Here is a 21,055-nt window from a genome sequence, read left to right as displayed (position 1 = left end):
TTAGTTCAAATTAATTAAGCCCCAGCTTTTCTTTGCCTAATTCATTAATCGTGAGTCCTTCTTCAAAAAAGTCACGTTCTAAAATAGTAGATGCTAACACGATAATGGCATCAATATTTGGCGTTTCAACCTCAATTTCACGACCAAGACTAGACCATAATACGAGTCCGTATGCAATATCTTCTGTTAAATAACGGTTTTTCACATGATTTGGTCCTTTGATTTGTGAAAATACTGGACTCGTGTTAAACAATCTATTCAGAGGTTCATCTTCATCTTTTCTTTCTAAATAGCCACGTTCAATACGCGCTTCTTTAGCTGGAGATAATTCAAAGCCTAACTTACGCCCCAAAGTTAATCGTTCCAACTCTACGGCGTGCAGTAAACGAACGGTGTGTTTCGTTATGCCTTCTTCATATAAAGCAAAGTCATCGGCGTAATCGATACGTCCTATATTGAGTAATGTTGGACCTGGATGCACTTCTGGATTCCCGTTCTCAAGATTTGTTTTCCAAAGACTTTCCTCTTTGACAACATATGGGTATAGCGATTCAATCTTGTCAAAGCTATCACTTAAATGTTCTTTATCATAAGTTGAAAAATGTACTTTTCTTACATTTAATGATAAGTCCACGTGAGCTTCATCAAAATTCACTCTCGTCCCATAAGTTAATGTGTTCACTTCAGCAAATATCGGCATAACTTCTATACGCATATCTTCTAAGACGTTCATAAATCGAATCGAAGCCATTGCCGCTGCCATATTAAAGAATATTAATTGCTTATCATTAATAAATGGCGCCATCGTACGCGCATAGTGTTCAATAAATGTAGATGGTATAATGACTTGAATGATTTCTGCATCACTAACAACATATTCCATATCATCACTGATATCAGTAAATTCGATAAACGTTTCTTCTCCTTCATTATTAAACGTAAATCCGCCTTGTGCTATTGCCTTGTCAAACTTATCAATAGATTGATTTCGACAATATAACTTCACCTCATGTCCTTTATGCTTCATATCTAATGCTGCTGTAACAGCACCATTTCCTGATCCTACGATTGCTATCTTCATAAATACCCTTCTTTCTCTAATGATTTGTATGTATGAGTGTTTTAAACATTACTATAATGTATATCCAATTTAGATTTCTTATAAACACTGGTATTCAACCTTTACTAGTTGCATTATATTCATTTGTTTCATTCAATTAAATGTACTACGTTTTAAAATGATCAATTTTTTAATTGTAGCCTTTAAAATTAAATATCAATCAACAATAATATTTGTTATAGTTATGCTAATAAGGGAGGCGTGATTCTATGGATGAACAATATAATGCAAACCAATCTTCTACAGTTATAAATCAAGAACCAAGTAGCGACGATAGATTAATGGGAACTTTAATCTATGTGCTAAGTTTTTTCACTTCGTTAATAGCACCACTTATTATTTGGCTTATTAAACGTGAAGATTCACCATTCATTGACAAGGCTGGTAAAAATTACTTCAACTTTTTACTTTCTTATATGATTTGGTTAATCGTTGCTTCAATAGCGATGTTTATCATAATAGGCTTTATCTTATTCCCTATTATAGCTATTTTGAATTTCATATTTACTATCGTAGCTGCTGTAAAAGCATATAATGGAGAAGACTATCTGCCACCACTTTCAATTAGATTTTTCAAATAAAACGAATCTAAATTTTGTGACTTATTACAACTCTTGTAATACAAATTAGTTATTTTGAATGTTAATTTATTGTAAAACCTTATACCACAGCTCTTTACAAACTATTACGAGCCGCTACCTTTCTGTAACCTCACATGTCGTTTATTACAACGATATGTGAGGTTTTTTTAATTGTTTTACAAAAGCGTAACAAACCACACAAACCTAAATTCATCTGTTAGAGTATTACTTGTCGTTGAAAGCAAAGCGAAAAATAAAAACATTAACTTTAAAGACTATCGAACGAATAACATAAATAATAAATATAAAGAACGAACAAATTTGGGAGGATTTTTTAATTATGAATAAATTAGTAACAGCAACAACTATCACAGCAGGTATTGGCGCAGCAATCGTAGGATTAGATCAAGGAAATGAAGCAAGTGCAGCAGAACAAACTCAACAAACAAACCAAACTACTACACAAGAAACTGCAAGCTCAAGTGCTAACTTATACACTTCAGGTCAATGTACTTGGTATGTATTTGATAAAGTAGGCGGAGGTATCGGTTCTACTTGGGGCAATGCAAATAACTGGGCGTCAGCAGCTTCATCTGCAGGCTACACAGTTAACAACTCTCCAGAAGCTGGATCAATCTTACAATCATCTGAAGGACCAATGGGCCACGTTGCATACGTTGAAAATGTAAACAGTGACGGTTCAGTAAATGTTTCAGAAATGAATTATAGCGGCGGACCTTACTCTGTAAGTGAACGTACTATCTCTGCTGGTGAAGCAGGTTCATATAACTATATCCACGTTAACTAATATTCGCTACTACAATATAAATTAGAATAACAGGATTTAGAACATTATAGAGTGTCAACAAAGTCTAAAACTTTGTTGACACTTTTTTTATGCACACTTTTCGCGGACGCTACCTCAACCTATAGTCTTCAATTCGTGCTTTATTAACTAGTCAAGCGTCCAAGCAAACCACTGCCTTTTTAAAACAATATACTCAATCATTCAGACATATCGATTGATTGCACATTTATAAATGTTCACCACATCAAAGTAATTAAGCAAGACAACACGCGCTATAATTAAAACGAATCTAAAAATTCAGTATTAAGTGCTCAATATTTTTAGATTATTTTTAATATTGCAGTATAATAGAATATTTGAGAAAATAAGAGCGTTTGGTGAAAAAGGAGGCACAACGATGCAATGGTTTAAAGTTATACTTGCTGGGCTTATAGAAATATTATGGGTCACTGGCTTAAATACTGCTGATTCATTACTTAGTTGGATTGGTACGATTATCATTATTATTATAAGTTTCTTTCTTGTTATTTCTGCGTGTAAATCATTACCCGTTGGCACGGTTTACGCCGTATTCGTAGGTATTGGCGCAGTTGGTACTGTTTTAGTGGATATGTTATTTTTCGGTGATCCTTTTAACTTTATGAAAATCATCTTAATTATACTATTGGTAATAGGTATTATCGGTCTAAAATTAACTACAGAGGAGGCTGAAAACTAATGGCTTGGTTTATTTTACTTATTGCAGGGCTATTAGAAGTAGTCGGTGTAGTCATATTAAATGAAATTACACGCACTAAAAAGAAATCTTTAGTAGTCTTATTAGCAATTGCTTTTATCTGTAGTTTTAGCACGCTCAAAGTAGCAATGAATGACATTCCTATGGGAACTGCTTATGCAATTTGGAGTGGCATCGGTACTGGCGGTGGCACACTTGTGGGTATGTTGATATACAATGAATCTAAAAATGCAAAACGTATATTCTTTATTGGCTTGATTATTCTTTCAATTGTAGGCTTAAAGCTTATAAGTTAGAAAAACAAATATAAAAAGATACTTTCTAAATCATGATATTAAAATAAAAGCAATAATCCACTGTTTAATTTAAATATATTATATTATTTTTGTTTAAAAAATAGCAGTAATTTGTGCCGACTCCTGCGGGAAAAGCACTAGCCGAAGACTACAGGCTGAGGCTGTGCCCGCGGAAAGCGTGCACAAAAGAGTGCCAACAAAGTCGGAGACTTTGTCGACACTCTAAAGCAATAATCCACTGTTTAACAATGGATTATTGCTTTTTTTTGAGAATGGCTATGTTTGACTTATATACATTAAAATATATAAATAAGTAACATAGAAATCGCTTTCTATAGCTTTTAGGCATTATATAAAAAGAACACCCAACTATTTCTTTAATAAATATAATAATTTGTTTAGTGCTTTGAAATTTACTATACTAAATATATAATGGAGGGATTATACATGGTAAAAGTTTATATCGCAGGTCCAGTACCCGAAGTAGGTTTTGACTTGTTAAAAGATCAAGGTTATGAAGTTGAAATGTATGAAGGCGAAGGTATCATTGATAAAGATACTTTAAAGCAAGGGGTTAAAGATGCTGATGTATTAATTAGTCTTTTGTCTACCAACGTAGATAAAGAAGTAATTGATGTCGGTAGCAATTTAAAAATCGTCGCAAACTATGGTGCAGGTTTTAATAACGTAGATGTAGCCTATGCTCGTCAAAAAGACATTGACGTTACAAACACACCAAAAGCTTCAACAAATTCTACAGCTGAATTAACTTTTGCGCTCGTACTTGCAGTTGCAAGACGTATCGCTGAAGGTGATAAATTATGCCGTACAACTGGCTTCGATGGCTGGGCGCCACTGTTCTTCCGTGGCAGAGAAGTTTCTGGTAAAACGATTGGTATTATTGGTTTAGGTGAAATTGGTGCTGCTGTAGCAAGACGTGCCAAAGCATTTGATATGAATGTGCTTTATACTGGTCCTAACCAAAAAGTCGATAAAGAACGTGAAATCGGCGCCAAGTATGTAGACTTAGAAACTTTATTAAAAAATGCAGATTTTGTAACAATTAACGCTGCATATAATCCAGATTTACATCATCAAATTGACACTGAACAATTTAAAATGATGAAGCCAACGAGTTATTTAATTAATGCTTCGAGAGGCCCTATCGTCCATGAACAAGCTTTAGTACAAGCTTTAAAAGATAAAGAAATTGAGGGCGCAGCTTTAGATGTTTTCGAATTTGAACCAGAAATAAATGACGAATTGAAATCACTAGACAATGTAGTGCTCACACCACATATTGGTAATGCGACATTTGAATCTCGTGATATGATGTCTAAAATTGTTGCGAATGACACAATTAGTAAGCTAAATGATAAAAAACCTAAGTTTTTAGTAAATTAACAAATGAGTTGCTAAAAGTTTAGTTCTAAATACTTAGTACAAATTAAAGCACCCATCCATTAAAAATATGGATGGGTGCTTTCTATTGAAATATTTCAAGTTTATTTACTTTTGGATTTATATAAAAATTTAGTTTGGTTCGTAACTAACTTATTAGGCAAAGCTTTTGCAACGCCATTTCTTACAGTTACAACCAGTTTATTACTACGTTGTGCGAGCTTACCTATTTTTCTAGAACGTTTAATTACTTTTTTGGTATGTTTTACACGTAATTTATCATAGCGTTGTAACGCCTCATCAAACGAATATGACTCAAGACAATTTGCTAAGACAATGGCGTCTTCCATTGCTTGCCCTGCCCCTTGTCCCATGTTTGGTGTCGTTGCATGCGCTGCATCACCAAGTAAAATAGCACGTTGATAAACAAAGGTTTTCAGCGGTTTTAGATCATAAATATCATTTAGTAAAATATCTGTTTCGCTTTGTTTATCTAATACAGTTCTTACTTCATTTGGAAAACGGTTAAATCTGGCTTGTAAATGAGGTTTACCATAGGTTTTCATTTTACTATCTTTTTCTTTCGCATTAATAGAAATAAACCAATAGGCTTGGTTGTTTAATAAGGGAACTATACCTACTCTACCCTTTGGCGACCAATACTCTTTAGCAATTTGAGCATCTTTAATATCCACATCTTCTACTAATCCTCTAAATACCGTATAGCCTTGATATTCAGGCTTACTATTAGGTTCAACCGTATTTCTTATCTTAGAATGTACACCATCTGCACCAATACATAAGTCAAATGCTTCTTCTTGTTGTGTATCAAAATGTATAGTCACTTTTAAATCGCCATTATCAATATGAGTCACAAAATGATTTGTATAGATTGCTGTGTCTGGTACATAAGATTGAATAACATCTATTAAATCTTGACGAGACATTGTTAAGTTCACCGTATTCTTTTTTAACTTCACTTTGGATAGCAAGTTATTTTTATCATCTCGCACTTCCATCGTATCAGTAATTTGCCCGACATTTTTAATGCCTTTTGCTAAATCATGCTTTCCTAATTTTTCAATAACGTTACCACCAATGCCGATGCCTGCGCCTATTTCAGCTACTTCATTATTTTTTTCAAATACTTTGACATCATGTCCTTGTTCAATTAATAATGCTGCAGTTGTTAATCCACCAATGCCCGCGCCAACTATAGCTATTTTCATTTTCAATTCACTCCAAATTTTCCTAGTCTATTCGATATTAACACTTTTGCAAAACTATATATTAATAAGTCCTTTGATATTAACTTAAGTATTGTCAATAAGTCATCACACAAAAAAGATAACAAACGTATCATGAAAACACCTGTTATCTTTCCTATAAATATATGATAACTCAACTTTTATAAATAATAATCTTTATTAATATGATCTTTCTTTATACCTAGTTTATCATAATAAACCTTCATAAATGTGGCGATGTTTTCATCCCATTCTACATCACTAGCATATTGGTGTTCTCCAGGTGATTTTGGATTCCAGCGCATTTGATATAACGATAATTGTTCATTTTTAAAATAATTACCTCTTATAAATTTAGCTCCGCCCATAATTGCGCGTTCTGGTGAAGTCCATGATTGCTTTTTAGCAAAGCTACTACCTGTGTGTACTGCATTTTCATCAAATGCACCAATACCATAAAAATTATAGTAATGCTTACCATCATCTTCTATACCGTTGGCCAATTCAGATTTACCATTGCCAGTTTCAACAAGCGCATGACTCACAAGGTATAACACATTAACTTCATATTTATCTTGTGCTTTTAAAAATGCTTCACCTTTATTTTTCAATATACCTTTATCTTTTAAAATATCATTTACTTCTTTTTCTGACATTGATACTTTTTCAGATATATCCATATGATTTAAGTTATCTTTGTCATTATTTACATCCATAGCTTTTTTAACATCAGTTTTTGAAGCCTCGACAAATCGACCATTTTTTTCTGTCATATTTAAAGTGCCTTCACCAAGTTGCTTATCTACCGCTTCATTAAAAGAATGTGTCTTTTGATTATCAAATAGATGTGTTTCATTTATAATTAATAAAATCGCAAATATGACGATGATAATGAGCATAATAAATAATGTTAATCTTTTCTTTAAAATTCCATTCATTATATAATAACTCCCTAGCTTACACTTATTTAGTTAATGTAACATAAGCAATAATAATAGCAATTAAGACAACTACAAAAGAAATGTTAAGCGCTATCCTCATAGCTTTCTTATCTCTAAACAACATATTGAATATCATTAAACTGATTACTAATGAAACAGCAAACATTGTAATTGCCATAACCATATTCATCATTATTAAAAATATAATTCCCAAAACTAGAAATACATTTGAGATAATCGCCATGATTTTAATCATTTTCGCGTTAATAAGTCCTCCACTCCTCGCCCTTAAAAATATATAAAATTTAATTCTAATAATAGAAATTGTATCATAGTTCCCATTGTTTCAATATGTCATTTTTAAAACAATAAACAGTTAGGAAGTGGACAGAAATATAATTTTTCTAATAAAATTTCGTCGTCCACCCCGGCACAGCTGACTGTAAAGTTGAATACAAGCTTGATATAAACGCATTTTCAATTCAGTCAACCACTGCTAATATAAAAAATGAGACTGAGACATGTGCTATGTCCCAGCCTCTAACTATATATTTATTTAAAAGTGCTTATCTTGACATTCCTCTAAGCATATTCATCATATATGTTAAACTACGATTCATTTCATCATCTTTCAACATACCCATCAAACCAGTGATAGATGTTTTTTGATTTGGATTGGCTTGATTTGCGACGCGTAAGCCTTTATTCACTTTATTTAACATTCCAGATAAATCATCTACATCTAAATCGCCTAATAAAAATACAAGTGAAGCCATATTTGAAATTAACCCTGAATATTGTTCTTTATTTAATTCAACAGAGAATTTATTGGCTATAACACCTCTACTCTTAACTGCACCTGACATAGCATCTAGCAATTTAGCATCATCTAAAGTACTAATGATATTAATCGCTTTTAAAATGCTGTCTTTATTTGCTACAATCGCATCGGTCACTTCAGCTAAATTTTCTTCTTTAACCTCTGCTTCAGTTTTTTGCATGCGTTTAATATTTGTTATTCTTTCAGCCATTATTTATCCACCTGACTTCCTGGGAAAGTATAATCTTTACGATTCCATTTGTCTTCAACTCGAACGCTATATTGTGGTTGACGTTGTTTGTTTACACGGAAGTTTGTAGGATTGAGTGGTGATTTACCTCTTCGTGTCTTCACTTCCATACGACAACTTGTACGTTTATAAGATGGTGTGTCTGTGTCTTTATCTACATCACTATTTGTCAATAAGTTAATGGCACCTTGATCACCATATTCCATAGCATTGTTATTTAATGGAATATAGATTTCTTTACCTTTAACTCTATCTGTGACATGGGCCACAAGTTCTACTTCACCAGTATCAGAAATCAATTTAATCTCTGCACCTTCGTGAATACCTCTATCTTCTGCTAATTCAGGAGACACTTCGACAAATGGATTTGGCATTTTGTATTGAAGTCCTGGCACTTTATAAGTCATATTACCTTCATGGAAATGCTCTAATACACGACCATTATTTACGTGTAAATCATATTTTTCATTTACTTTAAAGAAATTATCAAAAGTTAATGGATAGAAATTCGCTTTTCCATCATCAAAGTTAAAGCCTTCTAAGAAAAGTGTCGGTTGATCTGTACCATCTTCTGCTACTGGCCATTGTAAACTATTATATCCTTCTAAACGATCATAGTTCACACCTGAATATAACGGAGTGAGTCTTGCAATTTCGTCCATAATTTGACTTGGATGCGTATAGTTCCAATCATAACCTAACGTTTTCGCTACAGCTTGAATAATTTCCCAGTCTGGCTTAGAATCGCCTTTTGGTTCTAAAGCTTGATATAGACGTTGAATACGACGCTCTGTATTTGTAAATGTACCTGTTTTTTCTAATGATGGACTAGCTGGTAACACTACATCTGCGTATGAAGCTGTAAATGTAAAGAATTCATCTTGTACGACTAAGAAACCAACTTTTTCTAATGCAGCTTGTACATAGTTGATGTTTGAGTCGACGATACCTGTATCTTCACCGTATAAATAAAGAGCATCAATTTCACCTTCATGAATACCTTCCATCATTTGATGGTTATCTTTACCTACTTCGTTTGGTAATGTTTCGCCATATTCTCGTTCGAATTTCGCTCTTATTTCCTCATCAGTAACACTTTGGTATCCTGGGAATTTATCAGGCATACTTCCCATATCACTACAACCTTGTACGTTATTATGACCACGTAAAGGATAAGCGCCTGTGCCTGGTCTTCTATAGTTACCTGTTGCTAATAATAAATTAGATATCGCTGTCGAAGTGTCACTACCAATGTCTTGTTGTGTTACGCCCATTGCCCATGCGATTGATACTGATTCTGCATCAACAACTTGGTGTGCAAAGTCTATTAAGGCCTCTTTAGAGATACCCGTTGTTTCTTCAGCAAACTCCATTGTAAATGGCGCTAATGATTTATGATACGCTTCAAAACTGTTCACCCATTTGTCGATAAACGCTTTATCATGAAGATCGTTATCGATAATATATTTAGTCACTGCTGACAACCAAACTAAATCAGTGCCTGGTTTAGGCTGATAGAAATTATCTGCGCGTTCAGCCATTTCATGCTTACGTATATCAAACACATTTAAAGTATTGTTATATAGCTTATGACCACGTTTAATACGTGAAGCAATAACTGGATGAGCTTCTGCTGTATTCGTACCAATTAACACGACCATATCTGCAATTTCAAGATCGTCTATTGAACCAGAGTCACCACCATGACCTACCGTTCTAAATAGTCCTTTTGTTGCTGGTGCTTGGCAATAACGTGAACAATTATCTACGTTGTTTGTGCCAATGACTTGTCTTGCAAGCTTTTGCATAAGGTAAGACTCTTCATTTGTTGCTTTTGAAGATGATATAAATGCTAAACCATCTGAACCATGTGATGCTTTAACTTTATTAAAGTTATCAGAGACAACTTTCAGTGCTTCATCCCATTCAACTTCTTCAAATTGACCATCTTTACGTACTAATGGTTTTGTAAGACGTTCTTCTGAATCAATATAATCCCAACCGAATTTACCTTTAACACACGTTGCAATTTTATTAGCTGGTGATTCTTGTTGAGGTTGAACTTTTATAACTTCTCTGTCTTTTGTCCATACATCGAAAGAACAACCAACACCACAATATGTACATACTGTCTTAGTTTTTTCGATGCGTTCTTCACGCATTGCTGCTTCTGAGTCAGAAACTGCGAACAATGGACCATAACCCGGTTCTGCTTTTTTCGTTAAATCAATCATAGCAGCTAATGAACCTGGCTCTAAATCAGTCATATATCCGGCACTGCCTTCCATGTTGACTTCCATCATTGCATTACATGGACAAACTGTTGCACATTGACCACAACCTACACACGATGATTCGTTGATTGATGTATCGTTATCCCAAATCACTCGTGGTTGTTGACGTTCCCAATCAATTGTAAGTGTTTCGTTTACTTGAACGTCTTGACATACTTCTACACAACGTCCACATAAGATACATTGATTTGGATCATAACGATAGAAAGGACCGTAATCTTTTTCGTATGGCTTTTCTTTATATTCATAAGTTTGATGCTCTAAACCCCATTGGTCCATTGTATTATGTATTTCACAGTCGCCATTGTTATAATCACAAACTGTGCAATACAACATATGATTTTCTAAGATTCTGTCTAAAGCTTCTTTTTGACTTGTTTGTACGTTATCATTTTGCGTATTAACAATCATCGGTCTATCAATTGTTGTGCCACACGCGCGTGCCATTTTACCGTCTATTTCAACAGTACACGTGTCACAAGTTTGTATTGGACCTAGCGATTCGTTATAGCATATTGATGGAATAAATGTATCTTGAGATTTGATGAACTCAAGTAAATTCGTCCCAGGTTCTACAAGATAATCTTTGCCATCCAATGAGACAATCAAATGTTCTTGCATTCTCTTCACCCCTATTATTATTTATGATGCCCGCGTTATATATATCTATTAGGTGCTGAATAACATTCCATCTAAAAAGCCCACACTTTTTTAAGATAATGTTATCTATATTGTATATCTATTTCGTATAAATGTTAAGGATTTCCACCTTATTTCACATTTTATTATATTAGATGTACTTTATAGTCCAAAACTTAATATTTATAGAAATTTTTTCTAATTCTTCTTGATTAATAAGCTTTATATTATTTCATATATATTGGCATAATAAAAAAACTATAGATTTTAGCATTCGCCAAAATCTATAGTTCATTCAAATTACATTCCTAAATTATCTTTAATGTTTGCTTCTATTTCACTAAGTGAACTCTCACTTGGTATAAAATAATACAAGCCATCATCTTGTATGCCACCTTGTCCATCTAATTGATGTCTATTGACTTGTTCGTTCGCGTCATTATAATTACTTCTTATTTTGTTTAATTCTCCAACTGTAAGGTCCGTTTTCACATTATCTTCAACATGATTCATTAATGAATTAAAATGTGTAACTGAACTGATACTTGTAAGTTTATTAGCTAAGCCTTGAATAACAAGTTGTTGACGTTCTTGACGACCAAAATCTCCGCCAGCGCCATCTTCTTTACGACTTCTAATAAATGCCATCGCTTCTTTTCCATCCATATGGGATTGAACGCCCTCACTAAACTGATACCCATCATATGAGAATGATGCGTTACTCGTTACATTGATACCACCGACAGTATCTATCATATCTTGCATACCATCCATATCTATCGTTGCGTAGTGGTCAATAGGTACATTCAATAAATTCTCTACTGATTTCACTGCCATGTCAGGTCCGCCATACGCATATGCATGATTGATTTTTTCAGTAGTACCTTTACCGACAATTTCTGCTTGTGTATCTCTTGGAATGCTGACAATTTCTGTCGTTTTTTTCTGCGGATTAATTGATAATACCATTACTGTATCACTACGTTGTCCACCACCATCTGCATCCCTTTTAGCGTCAGAATCTACACCAAACAGCGCAATCGTAAATGGATCACCATCATCTAAGTTTACGTCTTTATCTCTTAATGAAGATTTATCTCTGTCTAAAGGATTATGAATTGATCCACCAACAGAAAATATTTTAAATCCTAGATAAATAACTGCTAATAAAGCTAATAAAACTAATATACCAAAGAACCACAATATTAATTTTGTTGGTAATCCCATTTTTTTATTTTTTTTAGAACGATTCACTCTTATCATTCTCCGTTTCTGTATTCAATTTTCTCTCATTTAGTAATACATTATATATTAATAAGTTGGGTTTGGCATAGTGCTTTAGACCTATTATTTATATAATAAATATTTAATACAGTGATTGCTTATTGTATTTTGTATCCATCTCCTGAATTTAGTATACCTAATACTTTTTCATGACAAGCATTGTTACTAATAATAAATGGACCTGCTTTAGAAAAGTCTAGTGGCGTATTATCTAAAGTTGTCATTTTAAGTCCAAGTTCACTTGCAAACAAGAATTGTGCTGCGATATCCCAAGGTTTGGGATTTGTATTAACATGTGCACCAAATTGTCCTTTGATTACACGGATTGAATCTAAACCACAAGATCCGATAAAACGATGACTAAATGAAGCATCATTTAAACCATGAATCGTTTCATCATTCATAACTAATGTATTAAATGAAATAATCGCGTCTTGTAAATCAATACTTTCAGGTTTTTCTAGTGGTTTACCATTCACATATGCACCGTATCCTTTAGCTGCTTTGTACAGTTGACCATGTGGGTAGTCATAAATATATGACAGCACTGGTTCACCATCAACAAAATAACCTAGAATAATGCAGTAATCTTCTTGTTGTTTAACTAAATTCGTCGTTCCATCAATAGGATCCATAACCCATACATGCCCTTCTTTAGGACGCACTTCCTCATTTGACTTTTCTTCAGCAAACAACTGATGTTCCGGGAAGTTTTGGTTTAAAAATTGTTCAAAGTTGTTTTGTATTGATTTATCAACATTTGTCACTAAATCAAATCTATTTTGTTTCGTACTTGTAACCATATCTTCAATTAACTTCGGGATGATCTCATCCAATGTTTCAAGCCAAGCTCTCACAGCATCATCGATATAAATTAATTGTTCTTTTTCCATGTATAGGCACCTCTTTATATTTATAAATTATTATGTTCCTTATTAAGGATCAACTATCTTTAATTTATTATATTTTATCATAGAAATATTAATGAAATATATGATATATCATAACCATCAAAACATTTTGGCACACATATTGACGTTATGACATAAAAATAAAACCGACCAGCGTAGCTAGTCGGTTAAATAGAAAGGAAAGTAAGTAATAAATATTGAAGATGTTTGATTAGTAACGTGAACGAATTAGATGTTAACAAAACTATATGTAATAGCCTACCCCTTTGTCATCTACTCGCTACCCCCTTGTTACTAACTACATATTAACATAAGTTTTTAACGAATGTAAGCGTTTTCTTTATTTTTTTAAAAAAAGTTTTTCTAAATGTCGTCATTGTCACTTTTATGATATAATAAATGTAATATGTAATCATTTGGGAGGTGACTTTCTAATGAATAAACGCGAGAGACAAAATAAACTTGTTCTAGCTATTCAAGAGAATAGACAAATTACCGCTTCAGAGTTAGCAAAAAATTTAGAAGTATCAAAACGAACGATTTTAAGAGATATTCAAGATTTAGAAGATCAAGGTGTGAAAATTTTAGCAAAGCACGGTAAACTAGGTGGCTACCAACTTCAAGAAACACCAAATAGTTATGAGATTGAGCTGACTGAGAATCAACTATCCGCTTTGTTCTTAGTGCTTAATGAAAGTCAGTCTTACACTACGTTACCTTATAAAGAAGAAGTTAATGCAATTATTAAAAAGTGTTTGAATTTACCTTATACAAAAATGCGACGCGCTTTGAAAAAGCTAGATCGTTATATTAAATTTGATCACCGACAACATACAAATTTACCACCTATATTTTCTGAAGTCCTCATTTATTGTACTGAAAGAAATGTTATGGCAATGGAATACAATAACGGTACAAATATAGGCACTGAAAATGTTATTTTTATCGGATTATTATGTGAAAAAGGTTTATGGAAAGCAGTCGTCTTTGAAATTGGTTTGGGTAAAACAAATGAGATTCCTATTATTGATATACACGATATCTCATATTCATTTGAAAAGACAATCAAGACTCAAGACATTACAATAAATAATTATCAGCAATTTTTAAATCCAACTGAGTCCTAATTGTCTCAGTTGGATTTTTTATTAATTATATTTTTTCGATAAGCATATGAAAGGAAGTCTTTATGTATAACTTAGAATTTCATCATTTAGAACAACACATCAGTAAATTATTAAACTTACTAGAAATATATAAATTCGCAATCGTCACCAATCATAAAAAGAAAAACGACTTTAAACAAAATATTCATGATTATATCGATAAAGAATACGCAGCTTTAAAAAGCGTCTCAAAGCATCACACTTCTCTTATTCACTACAATTACTTTAAATTTCTTTCTGATCAAATTGAGCAACCTATAGATGAACTAACTATAGGTAATACAACGAAATATATAAGTGATATTCAGCAACGTTTATTTCGTATCCACCAATTATTAACTCCTCTTTTGTAACAATATTACACTTAAAAGATTTTTATAAATTAAAATTGTAATAGTTTTTCATGTGTTGTACAATGAAAACGATTACAGCAATATAAGGAGTGATAGTAATGCATGGATTTTCTATATATCTTGGACAGCCCATCGACAAACCATATATCAAACGGATGATTGCTTCAGGTTACAGCACCATTTTTACATCTGTACAAATTCCTGAAGAAAACGAAAGTACTAAATATCGCTATTTGGGAGAACTTTTAGATTATTTATCTAATGATCAGCTTACATATATGATTGATATCAATCCTTTGTTGCTGGATCACAATTTCTACCAATTTTTACATCAATATGAGACAGCCGAATTTATGATCCGTATCGATCATAGTACTTCTTTAAATGTCGTCAACGATATTATCAGTAACGGATTCAAATGTTGTATCAATGCTAGCATCATCTCAGAGCAATTATTGCAACAGCTTTACCATGAGCTTAAAGATTTTACTTATCTCTGTTATTGCCATAATTATTATCCGAGACCTGATACCGGTTTGGAGCCGCAATTCGTAGCGTCACAAAATAATTTGATTTTAAAATATAACGCACAAGCAGATATATTTGGCTTCATCACTGGTTCAACATTGCGTGGCCCTCTATATAAAGGTTTGCCAACAATTGAATCCACAAGATATCAGCATCCTATTCAAAGTGCACAGTTACTTAAAGATAACTTAGTCGAACATGTAATGATTGGAGATCCACTCATTGATTCACATACTGCACAACAACTCATTACTTTTTTACACCACAGACATTTCAACTTAAATATTGAGCTTTTAGATGACCAAGTATCATCAATATTATTTAAACCTCATACGGTACGTGCTGATAATCCAGCTCACGTTATTAGATCACAAGAAGCTCGTCTTTATTGTGATACAGAGATTCAACCCTTTTCAACAAATGGTCGTAATTTCGGTGCTATAACCGTGGATAATAAACTGAACGGACGTTATCAAGGTGAATTACAGATTATTAAAAATGATTTACCACCACATGATCATATCAATGTTGTAGGTGAAGTGAAAAAGAACGATTTACCATTAATTCAATGTATGCGGCCTAATGACACATTTGAATTTACGTACAAGAATAAGGAGCTGTAAAGATGAGTAATTTAATAACTGAATCAAGAAATGAAGCTACAATGCACTTAGACGAAATGACTATTCAACAAGCTTTAGAGACTATGAATGAAGAAGATCAAAAAGTACCTCAACAGATAAAACAAATATTGCCTGACTTAGCTAAAGTCATTGAAGTTACAACGAAGCAATTTAAAAAAGGTGGCCGTATTATCTATATGGGTGCAGGCACGAGTGGAAGACTCGGCGTACTCGATGCAGCAGAATGTGTGCCTACATTTAATACAACACCTGATGAATTCATCGGATTAATAGCCGGTGGACAACCTGCTATGACAGTCGCAGTCGAAGGTGCTGAAGATAGTGAATCACTAGCACATGATGATTTAAAACACATTGACTTAACAGACAACGATGTAGTTATTGGCATTGCGGCCAGTGGAACTACGCCCTACGTCAAAGGCGGTTTAAAATACGCTACAGAGGTAGGTGCACATACAGTTGCCATTTCTTGCAATGTCGATACAGAAATTAGCAAACTAGCTGAATTCCCTGTAGAAGTTAATGTCGGTCCCGAAGTATTAACTGGATCTACGAGATTAAAATCAGGAACAGCACAGAAACTCATTCTTAATATGATTTCCACAATAACTATGGTTGGTGTGGGAAAAGTTTATGGCAACCTCATGGTAGACGTAAAAGCCACAAACCATAAATTAGTTGATCGTTCAGTGCGCATTATTCAAGACATTTGTGATATTCCATATGAACAAGCTCAAAAGCTTTATAATGACGCAGACCAAAACCTTAAACAAGCAGTCGTTATGTTTCTATGTGATGTTTCAAAAGCTGAAGCAGAAACAAAATTACGTCAAAATGACAATATTATTAAACAAGCAATAAAAAATTAATTTACACTGATTTAAATAGCAATGTCACGTTGCCACATGAACCATATAACTATGATGCAATAAGGAGGTATATAGGATGACAAAAGAACAAAAACTCGCAGAACATATTATAGACGCTGTTGGTGGTCTTGATAATATGGATAATGTTATTAATTGTATGACACGTGTCAGAATTAAAGTGATTGATGAAAACAAAGTAGATTATGATAAATTAAAAGCAACTCAAGGCGTTATGGGCGTCGTAAAAGACGAACGCGTGCAAGTAGTAGTTGGTCCAGGTACTGTTAATAAAGTAGCGGATCATATATCTCAATTAAGCGGTGTACGTCTAGGGGAAACAATTCCTCATAATTCAACGAATTATAAAGCTGATGCTGAAGCAAAAGCACAAGAAAATAAAACAGCAATTCAAAGCAAACAAAAGCGCGGCGCCTTTAATAAATTATTAAAAACAATTGCCAATATCTTTATTCCGTTAATTCCAGCCTTTATTGGTGCCGGATTAATTGGTGGTATTGCAGCAGTATTAAGTAACCTTTTAGCTGCTGGTCAAATTTCAGGTGACTGGGTTACACAACTTGTCACAGTGTTCAATGTAATTAAAGATGGTATGTTAGCTTATCTAGCTATCTTTACAGGTATTAATGCAGCCAAAGAATTCGGCGCAACACCAGGATTAGGTGGTGTTATTGGTGGTACTACATTACTCACAGGATTAACTGATGAAAATGCGATTATTAACATATTTACAGGCGAACCACTACAACCTGGTCAAGGTGGTATTATTGGCGTTATTTTTGCAGTTTGGCTTCTTAGTATCGTTGAAAAACGATTACATAAAATTGTCCCTAATGCAGTAGATATTATTGTCACACCAACTATTACGTTATTTATCATCGGTTTATTAACTATATTTATCTTTATGCCATTAGCTGGTTTTGTTTCTGACGGTTTAGTATCTGTCATCAATGCTACAATCAGTATCGGTGGCGTTTTTAGCGGCTTTATCATCGGTGCTTTTTTCCTACCACTAGTTATGTTAGGATTACATCATATATTTACGCCTATTCATATTGAAATGATCAATCAAACGGGTGCAACTTATTTACTTCCTATTGCTGCAATGGCAGGTGCTGGTCAAGTTGGTGCTGCTTTAGCTTTATGGGTAAGATGTAGAAAAAATACGACTTTAAGAAATACACTCAAAGGTGCACTACCTGTAGGATTTTTAGGAATAGGAGAACCTTTAATTTATGGTGTCACTTTACCATTAGGCAAACCATTCTTCACTGCATGTATTGGTGGAGGTATTGGTGGCGCTGTTGTTGGAGGTATTGGTCACATTGGGGCAACTGCAATCGGACCTAGTGGGATCTCATTGTTACCTTTGATTTCAGATCATATGTATTTAGGATATATTGCTGGACTACTCGCTGCGTATGCAGGTGGTTTCGTCTTCACCTATTTCTTAGGTACGACGAAGACTATGAGAGAATCTGATAGCTTAGGTGATTAACTATGACCAACGTACTTTACAAAATTGACAGCAATTATGCTCAGTTAACTAAAAGTGAGAAAAAGATTGCAGATTTTATTTTGAATTCACCACATAAAATCATCAATATGTCAGTTCAAGATTTATCTAACGAGATTCATACTAGCACTGCATCCATCGTTAGATTTAGTAAAAAAATTACAGATAAAGGTTTCCAAGAATTAAAAATTGCCATTTCTCGTTATTTACCTGATGATGCAATCCATAATAATCACCTTGAATTGGCGGATAATGAGTCAGTCGATACGCTAAAAACAAAAATGCTATCTCGTGCAACAGAGACGATGAACTATGTATCAACGTACATAGATGAATATAGTATTGATAGTATTTGTGAAACAATGAAGCGTTCAAACACAATATTCCTATTTGGTTATGGTGCTTCACTCGTCATCGTTACTGATTTATTTCAAAAATTATCACGCATTGGACTCAATGTCCGTTTGTTACAGGAAACGCATTTATTTATGTCAACATTAGCAACACACGATGAAAATGACTGTATTATCTTTGTAACAAATCAAGGTAATCACAGTGAAATGCAATCTATGGCTAAAGTCGCAATGGACTATAATATTCCAATTATTACAATTTCTAGTTCTAATGATAATCCAGTCGCAAAAGTTTCAGACCATACTTTAATATATGGTCAAACGGATGAAAACGAACTGCGTATGGCCGCGACAACATCATTATTTGCTCAACTTTTTACAGTAGATATACTTTACTATCGTTATATTGCATTGAATTATCAAAGTGCACTAGACTCTATTACGCAGTCTAAAATGGCTTTAGATAATTACCGTAAGCATTTATCTAAAATTCAATTTAAACATTAATCGATATGTTAAGTTGAACTATATTAAAGAAAAGCACCTATCGTCAGCATAATACGCTGTTTTGATAGGTGCTTTTTTATGAATTTGAATAAGGGACTAGTAAAACGTATAGCGATTTTTAGTCCCTTATTACAAGTTACCCTAAATATTGATATTCTGTTTATTTAGCATCACTTTTTAAGAGTTCAAAAATGTTTTTAGCATTATCTGTATTATCTATATTTCCTTGGAATTTATCACTACCAGGACCAAACGCATATGTGTTCACGTCTTCACCTGTATGTCCAGTTGTAGTCCACCCCGTATTCGATTTATCATTGATTGGTTTTTGAATTGCATTTTGTAATTCTTGTAATTGCCCTTCATATGCCTCATCATCTTCATTTAATTTTTTCAGTTTCTCAGCTTCATCTTTAATTTTATCAATTTGAGCTGCTTCTACATCAAAACCATAACCTTCATTAATTACTTGTTCAGCATCTTCACCTTTGGCAATTTGTTCAGTCATGTATGTGCCTGAATGTTTCATATCGTGAATTACTTGAGGATTCCAAAGGTAATCTTCACCTTTGGCAATTGATAAACCACCTGTCGAGTGATCTGCAGTTGCTACTACAAGTGTATCTTTATGTTCTTTAGCATAGTTCATGGCATAATCAAATGATTTTTCAAAACCTTCCATTTCTGACATTACACCAGTAACATCATTTGGATGCCCTGCTTTATCAATCGAAGCGCCTTCCACCATTAAAAAGAAACCTTTATCATTTTGCTGTAATTTATTAACTGCAGTTTCTGTCATATCTAATAGTTTAGGATTTTTATCAGGTGCGTCTATTTGTAATGGCATATTTCCATCAGCGAACAAACCTAATATTTGTTTACTTGTTGATTTTTGTAAATCGGTTTTATTATCTACAACATCATAGCCATCTTTTTTAAATTTATCTGTTAAATTACCATTTTCTTCACCGAAATATTTTGCACCACCACCGAGTAAGACATCTACTTTATGTTCGCCATTAATTTTATCATTATAAAATTGTTGTGCGATTTCATCTTTTTTATCGCGTGAATCTACGTGTGATGCATAAGCTGCAGGTGTTGCATCTGTAATCTCAGCAGTTGAAACTAAACCGGTAGATTTACCATTTTCTTTCGCTTGTTCTAATACTGTTTTAACATTTTCTTTATTTTCATCTACACCTATTGCGCCATTATATGTCTTATGACCAGAGCTAAATGCAGTAGCAGATGCTGCTGAATCCGTTACATTCTCTTTTGGATCAGCTGGATTTGTACGTTGATTACCGACAAGATGTTTATCGAACGCAGTTTTTTCCATTTCTTTTGTTTCAGGATTATCTGCGAAATAACGATACGCTGAATTATAAGATGGTCCCATACCATCGCCTACTAAGAATATTACATTTTTAGGGTTTTCAGTATTTCCCATATACGATACATCAGGTGTATCATTTGATGCTTTTCCATTACCAGAAGCATATGTTGGTTGTACATTGCCTAATGCCGAGCCAACAACAATTGCACTAGCTACAGTTACAGTTGCTAACTTATTAAATAGTTTCATAAATTAATAACTCCTTTGATATGTATTATTGTGCTTACATGTTAAGTGTAATCCATTAATTTTGCGTCAACATTTTAATAATGTAAATTTTCTGTAAAATAGTAGTTGTACAAGCACTTATATCCACAGTTTTAGAGCTATTTTTTATAATAAAAAGGTTAGCTATTTTATAACTTAGTAGT

At 33.5% G+C, this 21,055-nt stretch carries 20 protein-coding genes; 11 read left to right on the top strand and 9 right to left on the bottom strand.

Annotated features, from left to right (window positions below):
• Positions 1-10 precede the first annotated feature (10 nt).
• Positions 11-1,081, bottom strand: a complete 1,071-nt coding sequence (locus tag AST02_RS09370) for an NAD/NADP-dependent octopine/nopaline dehydrogenase family protein (RefSeq protein ID WP_069817617.1) — start codon at positions 1,079-1,081, stop codon at positions 11-13.
• 248 nt (positions 1,082-1,329) lie between these two features.
• On the opposite strand from AST02_RS09370, the gene AST02_RS09365 reads away from it, so the two are divergent.
• The 5 genes from AST02_RS09365 (at position 1,330) to AST02_RS09345 (ending at position 4,945) form a co-directional block, all read left to right on the top strand.
• The gene (locus tag AST02_RS09365) at positions 1,330-1,701 is read left to right on the top strand and encodes a DUF4870 domain-containing protein (protein ID WP_046465867.1); all 372 of its coding nucleotides are present in this window, start codon (positions 1,330-1,332) and stop codon (positions 1,699-1,701) included.
• 340 nt (positions 1,702-2,041) lie between these two features.
• Positions 2,042-2,509 (top strand): CHAP domain-containing protein, encoded by a 468-nt coding sequence (locus AST02_RS09360; protein ID WP_046465868.1) that lies wholly within the window; start codon positions 2,042-2,044, stop codon positions 2,507-2,509.
• A gap of 397 nt (positions 2,510-2,906) precedes the next feature.
• Positions 2,907-3,227, top strand: coding sequence for a DMT family transporter (locus tag AST02_RS09355; protein WP_046465869.1), 321 nt, complete (start codon positions 2,907-2,909; stop codon positions 3,225-3,227).
• The gene (locus AST02_RS09350; protein ID WP_069817616.1) at positions 3,227-3,541 is read left to right on the top strand and encodes a DMT family transporter; all 315 of its coding nucleotides are present in this window, start codon (positions 3,227-3,229) and stop codon (positions 3,539-3,541) included. Before AST02_RS09355 ends, AST02_RS09350 begins: the two co-directional genes overlap by 1 nt.
• Before the next feature lie 447 nt (positions 3,542-3,988).
• On the top strand, positions 3,989-4,945 hold the full coding sequence (locus tag AST02_RS09345) for a 2-hydroxyacid dehydrogenase family protein (RefSeq protein WP_069817615.1): 957 nt from the start codon (positions 3,989-3,991) through the stop codon (positions 4,943-4,945).
• Between the two features lie 101 nt (positions 4,946-5,046).
• Here the strand turns inward: AST02_RS09345 and AST02_RS09340 are convergent, their stop codons facing one another.
• The 7 genes from AST02_RS09340 to AST02_RS09310 all read right to left on the bottom strand — a co-directional run bounded on the left by AST02_RS09340 (position 5,047) and on the right by AST02_RS09310 (position 13,310).
• Complete coding sequence (locus AST02_RS09340) at positions 5,047-6,171, bottom strand: FAD-dependent monooxygenase (protein ID WP_069817614.1); 1,125 nt, start codon at positions 6,169-6,171, stop codon at positions 5,047-5,049.
• A 179-nt stretch (positions 6,172-6,350) separates the two neighbouring features.
• Positions 6,351-7,127, bottom strand: a complete 777-nt coding sequence (locus AST02_RS09335) for an N-acetylglucosaminidase (protein ID WP_069817613.1) — start codon at positions 7,125-7,127, stop codon at positions 6,351-6,353.
• Between the two features lie 25 nt (positions 7,128-7,152).
• Positions 7,153-7,386 (bottom strand): hypothetical protein, encoded by a 234-nt coding sequence (locus AST02_RS09330; protein WP_080947915.1) that lies wholly within the window; start codon positions 7,384-7,386, stop codon positions 7,153-7,155.
• A 310-nt stretch (positions 7,387-7,696) separates the two neighbouring features.
• Complete coding sequence (locus tag AST02_RS09325) at positions 7,697-8,161, bottom strand: DUF1641 domain-containing protein (RefSeq protein WP_046465874.1); 465 nt, start codon at positions 8,159-8,161, stop codon at positions 7,697-7,699.
• Positions 8,161-11,115 (bottom strand): formate dehydrogenase subunit alpha, encoded by a 2,955-nt coding sequence (fdhF, locus tag AST02_RS09320; protein ID WP_069817612.1) that lies wholly within the window; start codon positions 11,113-11,115, stop codon positions 8,161-8,163. Before fdhF ends, AST02_RS09325 begins: the two co-directional genes overlap by 1 nt.
• A 318-nt stretch (positions 11,116-11,433) precedes the next feature.
• Positions 11,434-12,387 carry an LCP family glycopolymer transferase gene (locus AST02_RS09315; RefSeq protein WP_046465876.1) on the bottom strand — a complete coding sequence of 318 codons (954 nt, stop codon included), beginning with the start codon at positions 12,385-12,387 and terminating at the stop codon, positions 11,434-11,436.
• Between the two features lie 128 nt (positions 12,388-12,515).
• Positions 12,516-13,310 (bottom strand): inositol monophosphatase family protein, encoded by a 795-nt coding sequence (locus AST02_RS09310; RefSeq protein ID WP_069817611.1) that lies wholly within the window; start codon positions 13,308-13,310, stop codon positions 12,516-12,518.
• A 452-nt stretch (positions 13,311-13,762) separates the two neighbouring features.
• Between AST02_RS09310 and AST02_RS09305 the strand changes: the two genes are divergently transcribed.
• From AST02_RS09305 to AST02_RS09280, 6 genes are all read left to right on the top strand, one after another.
• Positions 13,763-14,455: a helix-turn-helix transcriptional regulator gene (locus AST02_RS09305; protein WP_046465878.1), complete on the top strand. Its 693-nt coding sequence runs from the start codon at positions 13,763-13,765 to the stop codon at positions 14,453-14,455.
• A gap of 62 nt (positions 14,456-14,517) precedes the next feature.
• The gene (locus AST02_RS09300) at positions 14,518-14,847 is read left to right on the top strand and encodes a hypothetical protein (protein ID WP_069817610.1); all 330 of its coding nucleotides are present in this window, start codon (positions 14,518-14,520) and stop codon (positions 14,845-14,847) included.
• Positions 14,848-14,945: 98 nt separating this feature from the next.
• On the top strand, positions 14,946-15,998 hold the full coding sequence (locus AST02_RS09295) for a MupG family TIM beta-alpha barrel fold protein (protein WP_069817609.1): 1,053 nt from the start codon (positions 14,946-14,948) through the stop codon (positions 15,996-15,998).
• A 2-nt stretch (positions 15,999-16,000) separates the two neighbouring features.
• Positions 16,001-16,888, top strand: coding sequence for an N-acetylmuramic acid 6-phosphate etherase (murQ, locus tag AST02_RS09290; protein ID WP_069817608.1), 888 nt, complete (start codon positions 16,001-16,003; stop codon positions 16,886-16,888).
• A gap of 76 nt (positions 16,889-16,964) precedes the next feature.
• The gene (locus AST02_RS09285; protein WP_046465882.1) at positions 16,965-18,404 is read left to right on the top strand and encodes a PTS transporter subunit EIIC; all 1,440 of its coding nucleotides are present in this window, start codon (positions 16,965-16,967) and stop codon (positions 18,402-18,404) included.
• A gap of 2 nt (positions 18,405-18,406) precedes the next feature.
• Complete coding sequence (locus AST02_RS09280) at positions 18,407-19,282, top strand: MurR/RpiR family transcriptional regulator (RefSeq protein WP_069817607.1); 876 nt, start codon at positions 18,407-18,409, stop codon at positions 19,280-19,282.
• Positions 19,283-19,442: 160 nt separating this feature from the next.
• On the opposite strand, the gene AST02_RS09275 is transcribed toward AST02_RS09280, so the two are convergent.
• A complete protein-coding gene (locus AST02_RS09275) occupies positions 19,443-20,873 on the bottom strand; it encodes an alkaline phosphatase (RefSeq protein ID WP_046465884.1) in 1,431 nt (476 codons plus the stop codon).
• Positions 20,874-21,055 lie beyond the last annotated feature (182 nt).

The organism is Staphylococcus equorum (assembly GCF_001747895.1).
GTDB classification, from domain to species: Bacteria; Bacillota; Bacilli; order Staphylococcales; family Staphylococcaceae; genus Staphylococcus; species Staphylococcus equorum_A.
This window is presented reverse-complemented; position numbering and strand designations above follow the sequence as displayed.

Coding starts and splice junctions, on each gene's coding strand:
- AST02_RS09370 (WP_069817617.1), bottom strand. CDS start 1,081: ATGAAGATAGCAATCGTAGGATCAGGAAATGGTGCTGTTACAGCAGCA.
- AST02_RS09365 (WP_046465867.1), top strand. CDS start 1,330: ATGGATGAACAATATAATGCAAACCAATCTTCTACAGTTATAAATCAA.
- AST02_RS09360 (WP_046465868.1), top strand. CDS start 2,042: ATGAATAAATTAGTAACAGCAACAACTATCACAGCAGGTATTGGCGCA.
- AST02_RS09355 (WP_046465869.1), top strand. CDS start 2,907: ATGCAATGGTTTAAAGTTATACTTGCTGGGCTTATAGAAATATTATGG.
- AST02_RS09350 (WP_069817616.1), top strand. CDS start 3,227: ATGGCTTGGTTTATTTTACTTATTGCAGGGCTATTAGAAGTAGTCGGT.
- AST02_RS09345 (WP_069817615.1), top strand. CDS start 3,989: ATGGTAAAAGTTTATATCGCAGGTCCAGTACCCGAAGTAGGTTTTGAC.
- AST02_RS09340 (WP_069817614.1), bottom strand. CDS start 6,171: ATGAAAATAGCTATAGTTGGCGCGGGCATTGGTGGATTAACAACTGCA.
- AST02_RS09335 (WP_069817613.1), bottom strand. CDS start 7,127: ATGAATGGAATTTTAAAGAAAAGATTAACATTATTTATTATGCTCATT.
- AST02_RS09330 (WP_080947915.1), bottom strand. CDS start 7,386: ATGATTAAAATCATGGCGATTATCTCAAATGTATTTCTAGTTTTGGGA.
- AST02_RS09325 (WP_046465874.1), bottom strand. CDS start 8,161: ATGGCTGAAAGAATAACAAATATTAAACGCATGCAAAAAACTGAAGCA.
- fdhF (WP_069817612.1), bottom strand. CDS start 11,115: ATGCAAGAACATTTGATTGTCTCATTGGATGGCAAAGATTATCTTGTA.
- AST02_RS09310 (WP_069817611.1), bottom strand. CDS start 13,310: ATGGAAAAAGAACAATTAATTTATATCGATGATGCTGTGAGAGCTTGG.
- AST02_RS09305 (WP_046465878.1), top strand. CDS start 13,763: ATGAATAAACGCGAGAGACAAAATAAACTTGTTCTAGCTATTCAAGAG.
- AST02_RS09300 (WP_069817610.1), top strand. CDS start 14,518: ATGTATAACTTAGAATTTCATCATTTAGAACAACACATCAGTAAATTA.
- AST02_RS09295 (WP_069817609.1), top strand. CDS start 14,946: ATGCATGGATTTTCTATATATCTTGGACAGCCCATCGACAAACCATAT.
- murQ (WP_069817608.1), top strand. CDS start 16,001: ATGAGTAATTTAATAACTGAATCAAGAAATGAAGCTACAATGCACTTA.
- AST02_RS09285 (WP_046465882.1), top strand. CDS start 16,965: ATGACAAAAGAACAAAAACTCGCAGAACATATTATAGACGCTGTTGGT.
- AST02_RS09280 (WP_069817607.1), top strand. CDS start 18,407: ATGACCAACGTACTTTACAAAATTGACAGCAATTATGCTCAGTTAACT.
- AST02_RS09275 (WP_046465884.1), bottom strand. CDS start 20,873: ATGAAACTATTTAATAAGTTAGCAACTGTAACTGTAGCTAGTGCAATT.